Consider the following 14,761-nt stretch of genomic DNA (forward strand, 5'->3'; position numbering starts at 1 on the left):
TCGGGGGGCCGCTGCGGTACGACATGGGGTGGAACCGGCATCGGGACGCCTTTCTGGAGCTGAACTTCCGGGCCATGGTGACCCGGCTTCCGTCCCTGCTGTCGTCGAGCTTCCGGCTCGCCTGGCAGGCCGACCGGCGGGCCGCGCGGACCGTGCTGGTGGCCGAGGTGGGGCGCGGGCTGGCGCAGGCGGTCGCGCTGCTTGCCGTGAACAGTGTGCTGGGGCGGCTGATCGGGGGCGGGACCCTGGAGGAGCGGTTACGGGGTGCCGTTCCCGCGCTGGTCACCATGGCCGCCGTCATGGTGGTCTCGACGCTGCTGCGGGCCGCGTCGACGTACGCCACCGGGCGCCTGGAGCCCAAGGTGGAGCGGGTGGCGACGGAGCTGTATCTGGAGCGGGCGGCGGCCGTGGAACTGGCCGCGATCGAGGACCACGCCTTCCACAAGCTGCTCGACACCGCGCAGTACGGCGCCGGAGCCGCCCGGCGGATGATCTCGTACAGCACGCGGGTCGTGAACGCGGCCATCTCGCTGATCGCGGCGGCGGGCGTGCTCACCGTGCTGCATCCCGCCCTGCTGCCCCTCCTCGCCACAATGACGCTGCCCAGCGCCTGGAGCGCCCTGACCAATGCCCGGCGCCGCTACGAGTCCTTCCACACCTGGGTGCAGCACTCCCGGGCCGGCCACCTGATCAGCGGGCTGCTGACCGAGCCCGCCGCCGCACCCGAGATCCGCGTCCACGGCGTCGGGCCGTTCCTCCTGCGCCACTACCGGGCGATGTCGGAGACGGCGGAGGCCGAGCAGGCGCGGCTGGCCAGGCTTGCCGCGCGTACCGGTCTCATCGCGGCGGCGTGGACGGGGCTCGCGACCGTCGCGACGTACGCCACCCTGGGCGGTCTGCTGCTCGCCGGTGCCATGGCGCTCTCCGTGGCGGGTACGGCCGTCATCGCGATCCGCACGGGCTCGTCGAGCCTCGACAGCCTCGTCCTGGAGGTGAACGCGCTCCACGAGGAGGCGCTCTTCGTGGGCGATCTGCAACGGCTGTACGTCGAGGCGGCCGAACGGGCGATCCCGGTCGGTGGCGTACCGCTGCCCGAGGACCCGCAGGAGGTCCGCTTCGAGAACGTCAGCTTCAGCTACCCGGGGGAATCCGCCCGCCCCGCCCTCGACGACGTCACCCTCACCCTCCCTCTCGGCCGGATCATCGCGCTGGTCGGCGAGAACGGCTCCGGCAAGACCACCCTGGTCAAGCTGCTGGCCGGGCTCTACACCCCGGACTGCGGCCGCATCCTGTGGGACGACGTCGACGCGGCCGGCGCCGACCGGCACCAACTCGCCGAGCGCATCGCGATGGTGGCCCAGGACTTCAAGCGCTGGCCGTTCACCGCCCGGGTCAATGTCGCCGTCGGCCGCTCCTCCGCGCCCCTCACCGAGGAACGTCTGGCCGCCTCGGTCGACGAGGCCGGGGCAGGGGACGTGGTGGCGGATCTGCCGCGGGGCCTGGACACCCTGCTGGCCCGTCAGTTCAACGGCGGGCACGAGCTGTCCGGCGGCCAGTGGCAGCGGCTCGGGATCGCCCGGGCCGCCTACCGGAGGGGCCGCATCCTGATCGTGGACGAGCCGACCGCGGCCCTCGACGCGCGGGCGGAACTGGAGGTCTTCGAGAAGATCCGGGCCCTGGCCTCCACCGGCCAGACGGTCGTCCTCATCACCCACCGGCTGGCGTCCGTACGCCACGCCGATCTGGTGCATGTCCTCGACCAGGGCAAGCTCGTGGAGTCCGGCACCCCGGACGAGCTGCTCGCCACGGGCGGTGTCTACGCGGAGCTGTACTCGCTCCAGGCGGAGCAGTTCACGAGGCGGGTGCCCGCGCCGAAGGCGGGATGACCCCGACGAGGGCCCGGCGCAAAGCCGGGCCGGCCCTCATCTCGCGCGCGCACATGTCACGCCCTCGTCACGCCGCGACGTCGACCACCATGTCACCCCGGACGATCACCAGGAACGCGTCAGTGGCGAGGTCCATCACGACCTCGGCGGCCAGACCTTCCATCCGCCGCGCGTGTGCGAACTCCTCCGCCGGCCACGAACCTCGCGGCCCTCCCGCGGGAAAGCGTTCGAGCACTGTTCGCCCGTTCACCATCCTGCACCTCCCGAAAGCGTCGTACTTGTAGGAGTTAACGCCTGCCGGAGGTGAATCGCCTCGCCCAGTGACGGGACTGAGACGTAGTTGACACTCGTTCACCGCGATGTGTGAGCTTCTGACCACTCTCGATGATCAGTCACTACGGCTTGTGTCAATCCTCGTACTCATCGTGATATCGGATGCGTTCACTGCCCGCAGGCGCCCCGAGAGCCGACGCACGCCCCTTGGGCTCCTCCCACGCCTCCTGCCGACCCAGCGCGGTGAGGTCCAGGAAGCCGGTGGTCGAGCCCAGCCCGTCGAGACCGCGCTCGTACGTCGAGTAGGTGTGGAAGACGCGGTCCCGCTCCCGCAGGAAACAGCTGACTCCGGGCCGTTCCACCAGCTCACCCTCGTGCTCCAGGGTCACCTCGAAGTCGTGGTTGAAGTCGCTGCCGTAGGACGAGTACCAGGGCACCGTCCAGCCCATACGCGCCTTGAACGGCAGGATCTTCGTGTACGGGGCCCGGGACACGGCGGCAAGGGTCGTCCCGCGTGCCTTGAGGTGCGCCAGGTGCCCGACCTGGTCCAGGAACCCGGAGCAGCTGCGGCATCCGGCGTCCCAGTCCGGGGCGAACATGAAGTGGTAGACGACGAGTTGGTGCCGTCCTTCGAAGAGGTCGAGCAGGGTGGCCTTGCCGTCGCCGCCCTCGAAGACGTACTCCTCCTCGACCTCGACCATGGGCAGTCTGCGCCGCTCGGCGTTGAGCGCGTCCCGCGCGCGTGTCGCCGCCTTCTCCCTGACCAGCAGTTCCTCGCGCGCCGCGCGCCACTGCTCGCGCGAGACGATCTCCGGAAGCGACATGGGACGCCCCTCCTGTGCAACGGTCCGTTCTGGGTGGTGACCGGCGCGAGGGGCGTAACTCATCGCCCGCCCGGAGAATTCACGAGATTTTCTCGGAGTACGTCACCGGCAGCGCGAGCAGGCCACGGGCGCGCAGCGAGCGGCGCCACCGGAGGTCGCCGTCGGCGAGGGCGAGTTCGGGGAACCGTTCCAGGAGGGCGGCCAGGGCGATCTCGGTCTCGGCGCGGGCGAGCGGGGCGCCGAGGCAGTAGTGGATCCCGTGTCCGAGCGCGAGGTGACCGCAGGCGTCGCGGCCGAGGTCGAGGCGGGCGGGGTCGGGGAAGCGGGCGGGGTCGCGGTTGGCGGCGGAGAGGGAGAGCAGGACGGTGTCCCCGGCGGGGACGCGGACACCGCCGATGGTGATGTCCGCGGTCGGGAAGCGCCGGATGGCGAGCAGGGCGGGGCCGTCGTAGCGGGCGAACTCCTCGACGGCGGAGGGAATTCGGGACGGATCCTCGCGCAGGGCAGCGAGCTGTTCGGGATGGTCGAGCAGGGCGAGCACGGCGTTGCCGATGAGCTGCACGGTGTTCTCGTAGCCGGCGAACAGGATGAGGAAGGCGAGGGACATCAGCTCGTCCTCGCCCAGCCGGTCGCCGTCCGTGTCGCGGACCGCGACGAGGTCGGAGAGCAGGTCGTCGGCCGGTTTCCCGCGCTTGTCGGCGAGGAGCCGGGTGAAGAACCCGAGCATCGCCCCGACGGCCTCCTTCGCGGCCTGCGGCCGCGCCGGGTCGGGGGCGACCAGGGCGTCGGTCCACTCCCGGAAGTCCCGTCGGTGCTCGTCCGGGACGCCGAGGAGGTCGCAGATGACCGTGATGGGGAGGGGGGCGGCGTAGGAGGCGATCAGGTCGGTGGTGCCGTGGCGGCCGAGGGCGTCGAGGAGACGGTCGGCGGTCCGCCGTATGGGCGCGCGGAGCTGTTCGACGCGACGCGGGGTGAAGGCACGGCCGACCAGGCGGCGGATACGGGAGTGGTCGGGCGGGTCCATGTTGAGCAGGTTGGCGTCGAGGGCGGGAGGGAGGGCGAGCCCGCGGTAAGTGCCGGGCGCCGCATGCCGTTTGTCCAGGGACAGCCGTGGGTCTGCGAGCGCCTCGCGGACGTCGTCGTAGCGGGTGACGAGCCAGGCGGGACTGCCGTCGGGGCCGGCGATGCGGTGCACAGGGGCGGTGTCGCGCAGGCGCCGGTACACGTCGTACGGGTGATCGAGGAGGCCGTCGGCGAGATCCATGGACCTCAGCCTATGCACTCGGGTGCACTCGGCTCAGGTGTCGTACTCCTGGATGCGCTTGCCGTGACTGCGGTCCAGGAGCGCGGGCATCCGCTCCCCCAACTCGCCTACGACGGCGGGCACATCGATGGTCAGCAGCTCCCGGTCGCGCATCAGCACGCGCCCGTCCACGATCGTCGTGCGGACGTCGGAGGAGCGGGCGCTGTGCACGAGCGTGGCGGCGAGGTCGTGGACGGGCTGGGTGTGCGGGCCGGTGAGATCGAGGAGGACGATGTCGGCACGCCGGCCCGGTGCGATGCTGCCGACGACCTCACCGAGTCCGACGGCGCGGGCGCTCTGGAGCGTGGCGTGGTGCAGGGCTTGACGGGCGGTCAGCCAGCGGGGATCACCGGTGGCCGACTTCTGGACGAGGGCGGTGAGGGCCATCGACTCCCATACGTCGAGGGAGTTGTTGGAGGCGGCGCCGTCCGTGGCGAGGCCGACCGGGATGCCGAGGTCCCGCAGCGCGCGTACGGGTGTCGTGGTGGGCCAGGCGAACTTGAGGTAGCCGCGCGGGGCGCTGGCGACGGCTACCCGACCGGCGGCGTTCCGCAGGATCGGCAGGTCGCGCTCGAGGATGCCCGTGCCGTGCGCGATGAGGACGTCGACGTCGAGGATGCCGGTGCGCCGGAGCACCTCGATGGGCGTGACCCCGTGGCGGGCGAGACTCGCCTCGGCCTGGTCGCGGTTCTCGGAGGCGTGGAGGTGGACGGGCAGATCGTGCTCACGGGCGAGTTCGGCGGTGGCGGCCAGGTCGGCGTCGTCGACGGTGTAGGGCGCGTGCGGGGCGAGGGTGGTGGTGATACGGCCGCCCGCGCCCCCGCGATGCCGTAGCGCGAACTCCAGGGACTTCTCGCGCCCTTGAGGGCCCTGGGACGAGAAGTAGGCCTCGCCGAGGTGGGCACGCATCCCGCACTCCTCGACCACGGCGGCGACGGCGTCCATCGAGAAGTAGTGGTCGGCGAAACAGGTGACCCCGCCGCGGATCATCTCGGCGCAGGCGAGCCGCGCCCCCAACTGCACGTCCCTCTCCGTGAGGTTGGACTCGATCGGCCACACGACGTCGTTGAACCACTCCTCGGTGGGCAGGTCCTCGGCGACCCCGCGCAGGGCGACCATGGGGGCGTGGGTGTGGCAGTTGACGAGGCCGGGGAGGGCGACCTGGCCATGGGCGTCGATACGCTCGGTCGCGGCCAGCTCTGCTGCCTCCGCGCTGCTGATCACCGCCTCGACGACCCCGTCCCGTACGACGATCGCGGCGTCGTCGGCGAATCCGATCCGCTCTTGATCGTCGTGCGTGAGCACCGTGCACCGGGTGATGATGAGACCGGCGGGAGAAGGCGTCATGCAGTCACCGTACGACGCGGTCGTGCCCCCGGACGGGGTGAACCGCGTATCCCGTCGGCGCTCTGTCCCGGCGGGGTGAGCACGTGCACTCTTGCCTCACCACCGCCCGTCGCACGGCTTCCGGAAAGGGGCCCCACATGCTCCTCGGTACCTGGAATCTCGAGAATCTGATGCTGCCGGGCAGCGGTGACGGCGCGCCCGACACCGACGCCGAGTACGAGGCGAAAGTGGCGTCCCTGGCCTCGGTGATCACCGCGCTCGACCCGATGCTGCTGGGCGTCCAGGAGGTCAAGCAGGAAGAGGCACTCGACGACCTGGTCCGGGCGGTGGGCGGGGAGTGGCACACGGCGCTCTCCCGGCACCGGGACGGCCGCGGCATACGTGTGGGCTTCATCAGCCGGACGCCGATGCGAGTGCTTCGGGACACGCGTGTGTTCGCACAGAAGCTGCGCCCCGTGCAGAGCGACGACGGCGCGCAGCCCGGCGACCACGACCGGGAGGCGAGCCGCGGATTCCTGGCGGTGGAGGTCGACACGGCGGACGGGCCCCTGCGGGTGGCCGTGGCGCACCTGAAGTCGAAACTGCTGACGTACCCGGGCAACGGCAGCAAGTCGCGCTTCCACCCGCACGACGAGGCCGAACGGGCCCGCTTCGGCGCGTACGCCCTCTACCGCCGGGCCGCCGAGGCGGCGACCCTGCGCGGCCTCGCGGACTTCCTGCTCGAGGACGACGGGCGCGAGCGGGACGTGGCCCTCCTCGGCGACATGAACGACGTGGTGAACGCCGCGACGACGCAGATCCTGCTCGGCCCTCCGGGCTCCGAGCTCGACAGGGAACGCGCGTTCAGGGACCCCGATCTGGGCGATGCGTTCCGGCTGTGGAACGTGGCCCCGCTGATACCCGTGAAGCGGCGCTTCTCCCGCGTCAACTTCGGACGTGGGGAGCTGATCGACCACGTCCTGACCAGCCACCGGTTGGTCCACCGCGTCTCGGAGGCGGGCACCGGCCTGCCCGACCAGCAGGACCGGGCCCTCGAACTGCCGTCGGTCGGCGACGACCCGACGGAGCGGGTCGGGACCCCGGGGTCGGACCACGCGCCGGTGTGGATACGTTTCGGCGGCTGACAGCGCCGTGCCACGGGGGCCGGTCCCGGAGCGCCTGACCTGGGCGGTGGAGAACCTCGGCCTCACGCCCGGCGACCGGGTGCTGGAGATCGGCTGCGGGCGGGGAGTCGCGGTCGCCCTGATCTGCGAGCGGCTCACCTCGGGCACGGTGACGGCGATCGACCGCTCGGCCACGGCGGTGGAGGCGGCGCGGCGCCGTGATGAGGAGCACGTGGCCGCGGGCAGGGCGGTCTTCCACACGGCCGCCCTGGCGGATTCCGCCTTCCCCGAGGCGTCCTTCGACAAGGTCCTCGCCGTCAACGTGAACCTCTTCTGGGCGCGCTCCCCTGACAGGGAGTTGGCTGCGCTCAGGCGCTGGCTGGTGCCGGGCGGCGCCCTGTGCCTGTGCTGGGAGCCGCCGGACGCGCGCCGGGCCGAGCAGATCGCCGGGAAGGTGTCGGCGGCCGTGGCGGCGCAGGGGTTCGCGGCGGCGGTACGGGTGGGGGTGACCGGGGCGGGGAGCAGGTTGGTGTGCGTGCGGGCCCAAGGCTGACGGTCGTCACCCGGCGAGGCGGACGTCCGGGGTGGCGCGGCCCCGTGGCCCGTGCAGCCCGGCCCGGTCGCGCTCCGCAGCGAGTTCCTCCAGCAACTGGGTGAGCTGAGCGGTGTGCCAGGGCGTGAGCCGGCCCGAGTCGTCGAGGTGCACGGCACACGCGGTGGTCGTGTCGACGAGCTGTTCGAGGGTGGCGACGACCTCGTCCGCGCCCTCCGTGTGCCGGGCGAGCGCGGGAAGCTCGGCGGCGGCGAGGGCGATCGCGGTACGGGCCTCGGCGAGAGCACGGTAGGCCTCGCGGCGGAGGGTCCAGCGGACGGCGCGGGGATCGGTGCGGGGGTCGGCGCGGGGGGCGATGGGGGGCGGGGTGGGCTCGTACGGCATGTGGGGGACGTCGGCCTCGCGACTCGCACTGGTGGCCTCGGACTCACGCAGCACATGCGCGAGATAGGCATGTGCCGCCCGGTCCGCCGTCGCGAGGCGGGACCGTACGCCCCCGCCCCGCTGCCCCGGCATCGGCAGATGCCCCACGACCAGCACGATCGCGCAGGCCAGCAGCGTCTCGCCGATCCTGCTCACGGAGGCCTGCGGCTCGCCGCCCACCATGACCAGGGCGAGCACGAGAACCGTGACGACGGCGGTCTGGGCGGCGAAGTGCCGGGTGGCGACGGGAATCAGGGCGCCACTGAGCGCCACGAGCGCGATGAGCCCCTCCGGCCGGGGCAGTACGGCCGCGAACCCGGCGAAGAGCAGGGCTCCCAGCACGGTGCCGGCGGCCCGGCACAGCACGCGGGACGCGAGCGGCCCCAGGTCGGGCTTGACGAGGAAGACGGCGGTGGCGGGGAGCCAGTACCAGTGCTCGTGCTGCCCGTACCACCGGGTGTGGTGCAGCGCCTGGGCGATGGCGGCGCTGGCGCCGAAGCAGAGGGCGACGCGCAGGCCGTACTCCCGTCCGCCGGCCCCGAACACGGATCGGGCGAGATCCGCGGCCGTACGACGCCGGGTGTGCAGGTCGCGGTCGCCCCGGCCCCGGTCGAACGCCTCGGCGGCGTGCAGCAGGGCATCGTCCAGGGCGCGCAGGGCGGGCGCGGAGCGGGACGGGGCGGGGAGCGGGCCGGTGTGGGTGTTGCCACGTACGGCAGCGGCGAGGCGGCGGGGGCCTTCGGATGCCCGCGCGGGCACCGCTCCCCCGGCCCAGGCGAGCGCCGTCGCGGCCTCGGCGAGGGGCAGGGCGGCCGCGTACTGCGCGTGCAGCCGCCGCTCGCCGGACGAGGAGGCGTATCGCCGCAGCCGGGGGCCGGTGAGGGCATCCTGCGCATGGTCGAGGGCGGCGGTGAGCGCGACCCGGCGGGCGGTGGCGTGCCGGGTGCCGGCGGCGTCGAGGAGGTCCGCGACGGCGTCGTACACGTCGGCTACGGCGGCACGCTCGCCGTCGAACCGGAAGTCACCGACGAGGGAGCCGGGTGTGGGGAGGGCCAGCCGCAGCCCGAGCAGCCAGGCGGCACCGCCCAGATAGGCGAGCGCCCGCAGCCACCCGCTCTCCGGCAGCGGCATCCCCGCCCCGATGGCGGAGGCGACGAGTAGCTGCGTCCCGGACGCGGACGCGACGGGTCCGACGGCGCTGATCCCTCCCGCGATGAGCCCGAGCCCGGTGAGGAGGAGGGTGAGCGCAGCGGCCCCGAGACGATCCCCGGCCATCGTCCCGACGAGGAGCCCGGCCGCCCCCGCCAGAGCGGGCACTCCGAGCCGATGGACGGAGACACGACGGCTGCCGGCTCGGTCGTTGATACCGGCGAGCATGGCGGCGATGGCGGCGACGACACCGAGAGAGGCGCGGCCGGCGAGCACGGCGACGAGGAGGAGCGGCCCGGCGGCCAGGGCTCCCCGGACCACCGCACTCCAGGGGACCGGGCCGCGCTGGGCGCGCAGGGTGTGGGCGAGCCAGGGCGGCAGGGCGAGGGCCGGACGTACGGGGCGGGACACAGGGCTCCTGTCGGGGCGAGGGCGGGGGTGTGCCTTCGGGCGACGGTGGCCGGGCTCGGGCTGTGGTGTCCACGGTAGGGCGGGCTCTTGGAGGCCGTGGGACGCCGACGTTTCGGGAAGGTGACGATGCGTGGAAACGCCACGTTCTTTATGAACGCAACTGCGGTGACGCTTCCGCTGCGTCCGGCGCTCGGCGGTCGGCGGTCGGCGCTCGGCGGTCGGCGGTCGGCGGTCGGCGGTCGGCGGTCGTACTGTCCATCCGTCACCGAGGAGGAATTCTGGTGCGCGGCGCCGGGTGGATCTCGAACTCGTCGAGACCCGCACCTGCAGCTCGAAGGAGGTCTACCTCCGCCACCGCGTGGCGCGCCGGCGGGCGGTGCGAGCGGCGCGGGGAAAATCGGATGCGAGGCGTGGCGCGGGGCGCGCATGATCGGCAGATTGGCCGCCGACTGCGCTGCACCGCCCAGGAGCCCCCATGATCCGACGCCGCACGTCCCCCGCCCTGTTCCCACCCCCCACCTACTCCCACGCCTCCGTCGTCGAAGCCGGCACAAGGCTCGCCTTCCTCGCCGGATCCGTGCCCCTCGACAGGGACGGGAACCTCGTCGGCGAAGGAGACCCGGTGCGGCAGGCCGAGCAGGTGATCGCCAACCTCGAAACGCAACTGGAGGCGATCGGGAGCGACTTGGCACACGTCCTGTCGACCGACGTGTACGTCGTGAGCGGTGAGCCGGCGGTGCTGTCCGCCGTCTGGGAGGTCGTCGAGGCGTCAGGGCTGAGCATCGGTCCGCACTCGTCGACGCTGCTCGGGGTGGCCTGCCTCGGATACACGGGTCAGTTGGTGGAGATCACGGCCACGGCCGCCGTCCCGGAGGGGGCGCCCCGCTCATGACGCCCGTGGCGCTCCGACGTGCCAAGCCCACCGATGCCGGTGCCGCGGCCGACGTCTGGCTGCGGTCGTTCGCCGCCGCGCTGCCGACGGTGGTCCGGCCGCGCTCCGACGACGACGTGCGGACGTACTTCCGGGAGGTGGTGGTGCTGCTCAGGGAGACCTGGGTCGCCGAGGCCGCCGGCCGGATCGTCGGCCTGATGGTCCTCGACACCGACCAGCTCTCCCAGCTCTACCTGGACCCCGACTGGCGTGGCCGAGGGGTCGGCGACCGTCTCGTCGACCTCGCCAAGCGGCGCCGCCCGACCGGGCTGAGCCTGTGGACCTTCCAGGTCAACAAGCCCGCCCACCGCTTCTACGAGCGCCACGGCTTCGTCGCCGTCGAGTACACGGACGGCAGCGGGAACGAGGAGCAGGAGCCGGACGTGCGCTACGTCTGGCGTCCCGGCGGCCCCGGCTCCCGGTGATCACTCCTGCATCCGCCCCCACACCCGCCTCTTCGGCAGTGGCCGCGCATACCCTGCGACCCGGCTCGTCCTCAGCCCCAACCCCACCAGTGACTCGGCGAGCTTCACGGCCGCCCCCACCCCGTCGACAACCGGAACCCCCAGCTTCTCCCCCATGACGCGCTGCAGCCCGGTCATCCCGGCACAGCCCAGCACCAACACCTCCGCACCCGCGTCCCGCGCCCGTTCGGCGGCCGCCAGGAAGGCGGACTCGGTGCGATCGGCGTCATCCAGTTCCAGCACCTTGAGCCCCGTGCCGATCACGGCGACGCAGTTGCGGCCCACGCCTGCGGTCTCCAGGCTGTCCTCGATCTGCCCGCACGAGCGCTCCAGCGTGGTCACCACCCCGTACCGGTGCCCGAGCAGACAGGCCAGGTGCGCGGCCGCCTCCGTGATGTCGACGACCGGTACGTCCACCAGTTCCCGGACGCCCTCGCGCCCGTGCTCCCCGAAGCCGGCCATGACGACCGCGTCGTAGGCGGGACCGTCGTACGTCCGCAGCGCGTCCATCACCGCCGCCGCCGAGAGGTAGCTGTCGAGCCAGCCCTCGGCCGACTCGGGCCCCCACCCGGGGGTAAGCCCGAGCACGGTGGTGCCCGGGCCTGCGGCGGCCCGGGCACCTCGTACGATCTCCTCGGTCATCTCCTGCGTGGTGTTGCAGTTGGTGACGACGATCCGCACGTCCTTCAGACCTCCCGCGCCACGGACCCGGCAGCGGGCTGATCGGCCCCGGCGGCCCGCTCCTCGCGGCACAGCACCAGATACAACCCCGCCGCCATCGACGTCCCGATGAACCACGAGTACGGCGCCACATCGCTGAACGTCCTCACCAGCGCCAGCACCGCCGCGACACCGGCCGCCGGCAGGAACGCCCACAGCGCCTTGGGGTTGACGCCCTTGCGGTAGTGGTAGCGCGAACCCGGCTCGGCCGAGAACAGTTCGTTCACGTCCACCCGGCCCCGCTTGACCAGGTAGTAGTCGACCATGATCACGCCGAACAGCGGGCCCAGGAAGGCGCCCAGGCCGCCGAGGAAGTAGTTGACGACCGTCGGGTTCGAGAACAGATTCCACGGCGTCACCACGAGCGCCGCCACCGTGCTGATCATGCCGCCGACCTTGAAGGTGATCTTCTGCGGCCAGACGTTGGCCAGGTCGTACGCCGGTGAGACGAAGTTGGCGACGATGTTGACGCCCATCGTGGCGATGGCGAACGTCAGGGCGGCGAGCACCAGGACCCACGTGTTGCCGACCTTCGCCACCAGCTCCGCGGGGTCCGTGATGGCCTCGCCGAACACCTCCAGCGATCCGGCCGTGACGATCACCGAGACGACCACGAAGGCGGTGGAGTTGATGGGCAGGCCCCAGAAGTTGCCCTTCCTGACCGTCCGGTAGTCCGGCGCGAAGCGCGAGAAGTCGCAGAAGTTGAGCATCAGCGTGCCGTACGTGGCGAGGATCAGGCCGATCGCGCCGAACCACTGCCGCCACTGCTCGCCGACGGACACCGGGTGGGGGGTGGTCGTGAGCGAGATCGTCCAGCCTGCCTTGGCGAGGATCCACACAGCCAGCGCGATCATCACGATCCAGATCGCCGGGCCGCAGAAGTCCTGGAACTTGCGCACCGACTCCATGCCCCGGCTGATGATCAGCGCCTGGATCAGCCACAGGGAGAGGAACGACACCCAGCCGAGCGCGTGCAGGCCCAGGAAGGAGCTGTGCGTCCAGGACTCCAGGCCGGGCCAGGCGGCCAGCAGCATCACGTTCACCGCGACCGAGGCCAGGTAGGTCTGGATGCCGTACCACATGATGGCGATCACGGCCCTGATCAGCGCCGGGATGTTGGCGCCCCAGACGCCGAAGCTGATGCGGCTGACGACGGGGAACGGGACGCCGTGACGCTGGCCGATCTTCCCCATCCAGTTCATGCCGACGTAGATGAGCACGAAGCCGACGAGCAGGGAGGTGAAGACCTGCCACACGTTCATGCCGAGCACCAGCAGACCGGCCGCGAACGTGTAGTTGCCGAGGTTGTGGACGTCGGACATCCACAGGGCGAAGAGGTCGAAGACCTTCCAGTTGCGCTTGCCGGCGGGCGCGAGGTCTTCGTTGGTGAGCCGGGGATCGGGGACGAACGCTGCTGTGCCGGTGGCTTCGGCACGGTCGGCGAGGGACACGGGGCCTCCAGGAGCCGGGGGACGGAGGACTGCTTGTGGAGGGGGCGCCTTATTGAGGACGCCGAGGCTCGTTTGGTATACCAAACTGCCGACATAGTCCTCCCGTCAACCGTTCTGACCGATGTCGCTCCTGTTAACGCTCCGTAAATCACACCCGGAGTCGGCGAAGATGGCCCCATGAGCTCCACGACGAAGACCGAACCCCTGGGCGCGGTACGGGAACGCGTCCTGGCGACCCTGCGGCAGGACATCATCGCCGGCCGCCTCCGGCCCGGTGACCGGCTCGTCGAGCGGGAGCTGGCCGAGCGCCTGGGCGTCTCGCGCGTCCCGGTCCGCGAGGCGATCCGGGCCCTGGTCGCTGAGGGCTTCGTCCAGTTCGAGTCGGCCCGCCGTACGGTCGTACGCCGACTGACCCCGGCCGACGTCAAGGAGCTCTTCGAACTGCGCGAAGCCCTGGAGGTGTACGCGGCCGGACTCGCCGCGTCACGGGCGACGCCCGAGGACCTCGCCGAGGTGGAGGGGCTCCTCGACCAGGCGGCCACCGCGACCGAGGCGGGTGACGCGGAAGCGATCACGGACGTCAACAGCCGGCTGCACGACCGCATCGTCGCCATGGCCGGCAACACCCTGCTGATCGAGGCGCTGGAACCGGTCGCGGGCCGCCTGCGCTGGATGACCCGGCGCAACGAAGAGTGGCCCCAACTCCTCGTGGAGCACCGTGAGTTGTACGAGGCGATCGCCTCCGGCGACCCGAACCGGGCCCGCGCCCACGCACTCACCCACGTGCGCACCAACCACCGCTCGACGGTACGGCAGCTCTTCGGCGAGGCGGCGGCGGAGGAACTCTCCTAGCCGGGCGACTCTCCTAGCCGGGCAACTCCCCCAGCCGGGCAACTCTCCCAGCCGGGCAACTCTCCTGGCGGCCGCCGTTCTCGGCCGTCACCTGCCCGCGTACTTGTCCGTCGCCGCCACCAGCGCCGCCGCCGCGGTCGGCGCCCCCGCGTCGTGCCCCACGTCGTCGATGACGACCAACTCGCTGCCGGGCCAGGCCTGGTGGAGCCGCCACACGGTCCCGAGCAGATTGCCGAAGTCCAGGCTGCCCTGGACGAGAGTGCCGGGGATGCCCTTCAGCCGCGGGGCGTCCCGCAGGACGACGCCCTCGTCGTTGCCCTCGCCCAGGAAGTGGTCGTTGCCGAAGTAGTGCGTGACGGTACGGGCGAAGCCCATGCGGAACCGCTCGTCCTCGTATCGCGGGACCGACCGGGGCGGGGCGGGGACGCACGCCGTCTCCCAGTCCGTCCAGGCCCGCGCCGCCCGCGCCCGCACGCCCGCCTCGGGCGACTCGATCAGCCTGTTGTACGCGGCGGCAAGGTTGCCGTCACGCTCCCCGGGCGGCAGCTCACCCACGAACCGCTCGAACTCCGCCGGGAAGATCCGCCCCAACCCCCTGGTCAGCAGGGCCACTTCGGGGTTCGACCCGGTGGCGACCCCGGTCAGCACCAGCTCGGACACGACCCCCGGATACGTCTGCGCATAGCGCAGTCCCAGCACCGACCCCCACGACACACCCCACACCAACCACCGGTCGATCCCCAGGTGCCGGCGCAGCAGCTCCAGGTCGGCGACGAGATGAGCCGTCGTGTTCACGCTCATGTCGGTCTCGTACGCGCTCGCGTGCGGCGTCGAACGCCCGCACCCGCGCTGGTCGAGCAGCGCGATCCGGTAGACGGCCGGATCGAACAGCCGCCGGAAGTACGGGGTGCACCCGGAGCCCGGCCCGCCGTGCAGCACGAGCGCCGGCTTGCCGTGCGGGTTCCCGCAGGTCTCCCAGTAGACGTGGTTGCCGTCGCCGACGTCGAGCATGCCGTGGCCGTACGGTTCGATCTCCGGGTAGAGGGTCATCCGGGCACCGTATCGACGGCA

The 14,761-nt window shown here is 71.9% G+C and carries 14 protein-coding genes; 6 read left to right on the forward strand and 8 right to left on the reverse strand.

The window, feature by feature from the left end:
- Window positions 1-23: 23 nt before the first annotated feature.
- Entirely contained in the window at window positions 24-1,886 is a 1,863-nt protein-coding gene (locus tag ACFY5C_RS15355; protein WP_389444825.1) for an ABC transporter ATP-binding protein, read from the forward strand.
- Window positions 1,887-1,953: 67 nt separating this feature from the next.
- Here the strand turns inward: ACFY5C_RS15355 and ACFY5C_RS15360 are convergent, their stop codons facing one another.
- The 4 genes from ACFY5C_RS15360 to ACFY5C_RS15375 form a co-directional block, all read right to left on the reverse strand.
- Window positions 1,954-2,139 carry a hypothetical protein gene (locus ACFY5C_RS15360; RefSeq protein WP_389444539.1) on the reverse strand — a complete coding sequence of 62 codons (186 nt, stop codon included), beginning with the start codon at window positions 2,137-2,139 and terminating at the stop codon, window positions 1,954-1,956.
- 154 nt (window positions 2,140-2,293) lie between these two features.
- Window positions 2,294-2,983 (reverse strand): DUF899 domain-containing protein, encoded by a 690-nt coding sequence (locus ACFY5C_RS15365; RefSeq protein ID WP_389444540.1) that lies wholly within the window; start codon window positions 2,981-2,983, stop codon window positions 2,294-2,296.
- Window positions 2,984-3,062: 79 nt separating this feature from the next.
- Window positions 3,063-4,247, reverse strand: a complete 1,185-nt coding sequence (locus tag ACFY5C_RS15370; RefSeq protein ID WP_389444542.1) for a cytochrome P450 — start codon at window positions 4,245-4,247, stop codon at window positions 3,063-3,065.
- 33 nt (window positions 4,248-4,280) lie between these two features.
- A complete protein-coding gene (locus ACFY5C_RS15375) occupies window positions 4,281-5,633 on the reverse strand; it encodes an amidohydrolase (RefSeq protein WP_389444543.1) in 1,353 nt (450 codons plus the stop codon).
- Window positions 5,634-5,770: 137 nt separating this feature from the next.
- Here ACFY5C_RS15375 and ACFY5C_RS15380 point away from each other — a divergent pair, with 137 nt between their 5' ends.
- Window positions 5,771-6,757, forward strand: coding sequence for an endonuclease/exonuclease/phosphatase family protein (locus ACFY5C_RS15380; RefSeq protein ID WP_389444545.1), 987 nt, complete (start codon window positions 5,771-5,773; stop codon window positions 6,755-6,757).
- A 7-nt stretch (window positions 6,758-6,764) separates the two neighbouring features.
- A complete protein-coding gene (locus tag ACFY5C_RS15385; RefSeq protein ID WP_389444546.1) occupies window positions 6,765-7,289 on the forward strand; it encodes a class I SAM-dependent methyltransferase in 525 nt (174 codons plus the stop codon).
- Window positions 7,290-7,295: 6 nt separating this feature from the next.
- On the opposite strand, the gene ACFY5C_RS15390 is transcribed toward ACFY5C_RS15385, so the two are convergent.
- The gene (locus ACFY5C_RS15390; RefSeq protein ID WP_389444548.1) at window positions 7,296-9,272 is read right to left on the reverse strand and encodes an FUSC family protein; all 1,977 of its coding nucleotides are present in this window, start codon (window positions 9,270-9,272) and stop codon (window positions 7,296-7,298) included.
- Between the two features lie 475 nt (window positions 9,273-9,747).
- On the opposite strand from ACFY5C_RS15390, the gene ACFY5C_RS15395 reads away from it, so the two are divergent.
- Together ACFY5C_RS15395 and ACFY5C_RS15400 are read left to right on the forward strand one after the other, a co-directional pair.
- Window positions 9,748-10,164: a RidA family protein gene (locus ACFY5C_RS15395; protein ID WP_389444550.1), complete on the forward strand. Its 417-nt coding sequence runs from the start codon at window positions 9,748-9,750 to the stop codon at window positions 10,162-10,164.
- The gene (locus ACFY5C_RS15400; protein WP_389444551.1) at window positions 10,161-10,628 is read left to right on the forward strand and encodes a GNAT family N-acetyltransferase; all 468 of its coding nucleotides are present in this window, start codon (window positions 10,161-10,163) and stop codon (window positions 10,626-10,628) included. Before ACFY5C_RS15395 ends, ACFY5C_RS15400 begins: the two co-directional genes overlap by 4 nt.
- Here the strand turns inward: ACFY5C_RS15400 and ACFY5C_RS15405 are convergent, their stop codons facing one another.
- Both ACFY5C_RS15405 and ACFY5C_RS15410 read right to left on the reverse strand, forming a co-directional pair.
- A complete protein-coding gene (locus tag ACFY5C_RS15405) occupies window positions 10,629-11,348 on the reverse strand; it encodes an aspartate/glutamate racemase family protein (RefSeq protein WP_389444553.1) in 720 nt (239 codons plus the stop codon).
- Window positions 11,349-11,353: 5 nt separating this feature from the next.
- The gene (locus ACFY5C_RS15410; protein WP_389444555.1) at window positions 11,354-12,838 is read right to left on the reverse strand and encodes an NCS1 family nucleobase:cation symporter-1; all 1,485 of its coding nucleotides are present in this window, start codon (window positions 12,836-12,838) and stop codon (window positions 11,354-11,356) included.
- 177 nt (window positions 12,839-13,015) lie between these two features.
- On the opposite strand from ACFY5C_RS15410, the gene ACFY5C_RS15415 reads away from it, so the two are divergent.
- Complete coding sequence (locus ACFY5C_RS15415) at window positions 13,016-13,690, forward strand: GntR family transcriptional regulator (RefSeq protein WP_389444557.1); 675 nt, start codon at window positions 13,016-13,018, stop codon at window positions 13,688-13,690.
- Between the two features lie 87 nt (window positions 13,691-13,777).
- On the opposite strand, the gene pip is transcribed toward ACFY5C_RS15415, so the two are convergent.
- A complete protein-coding gene (gene pip / locus ACFY5C_RS15420; protein ID WP_389444559.1) occupies window positions 13,778-14,740 on the reverse strand; it encodes a prolyl aminopeptidase in 963 nt (320 codons plus the stop codon).
- Window positions 14,741-14,761: the final 21 nt, after the last annotated feature.

Origin of the sequence: Streptomyces sp. NPDC012935, from assembly GCF_042900345.1 — a bacterium.
Taxonomy (GTDB): domain Bacteria; phylum Actinomycetota; class Actinomycetes; order Streptomycetales; family Streptomycetaceae; genus Streptomyces.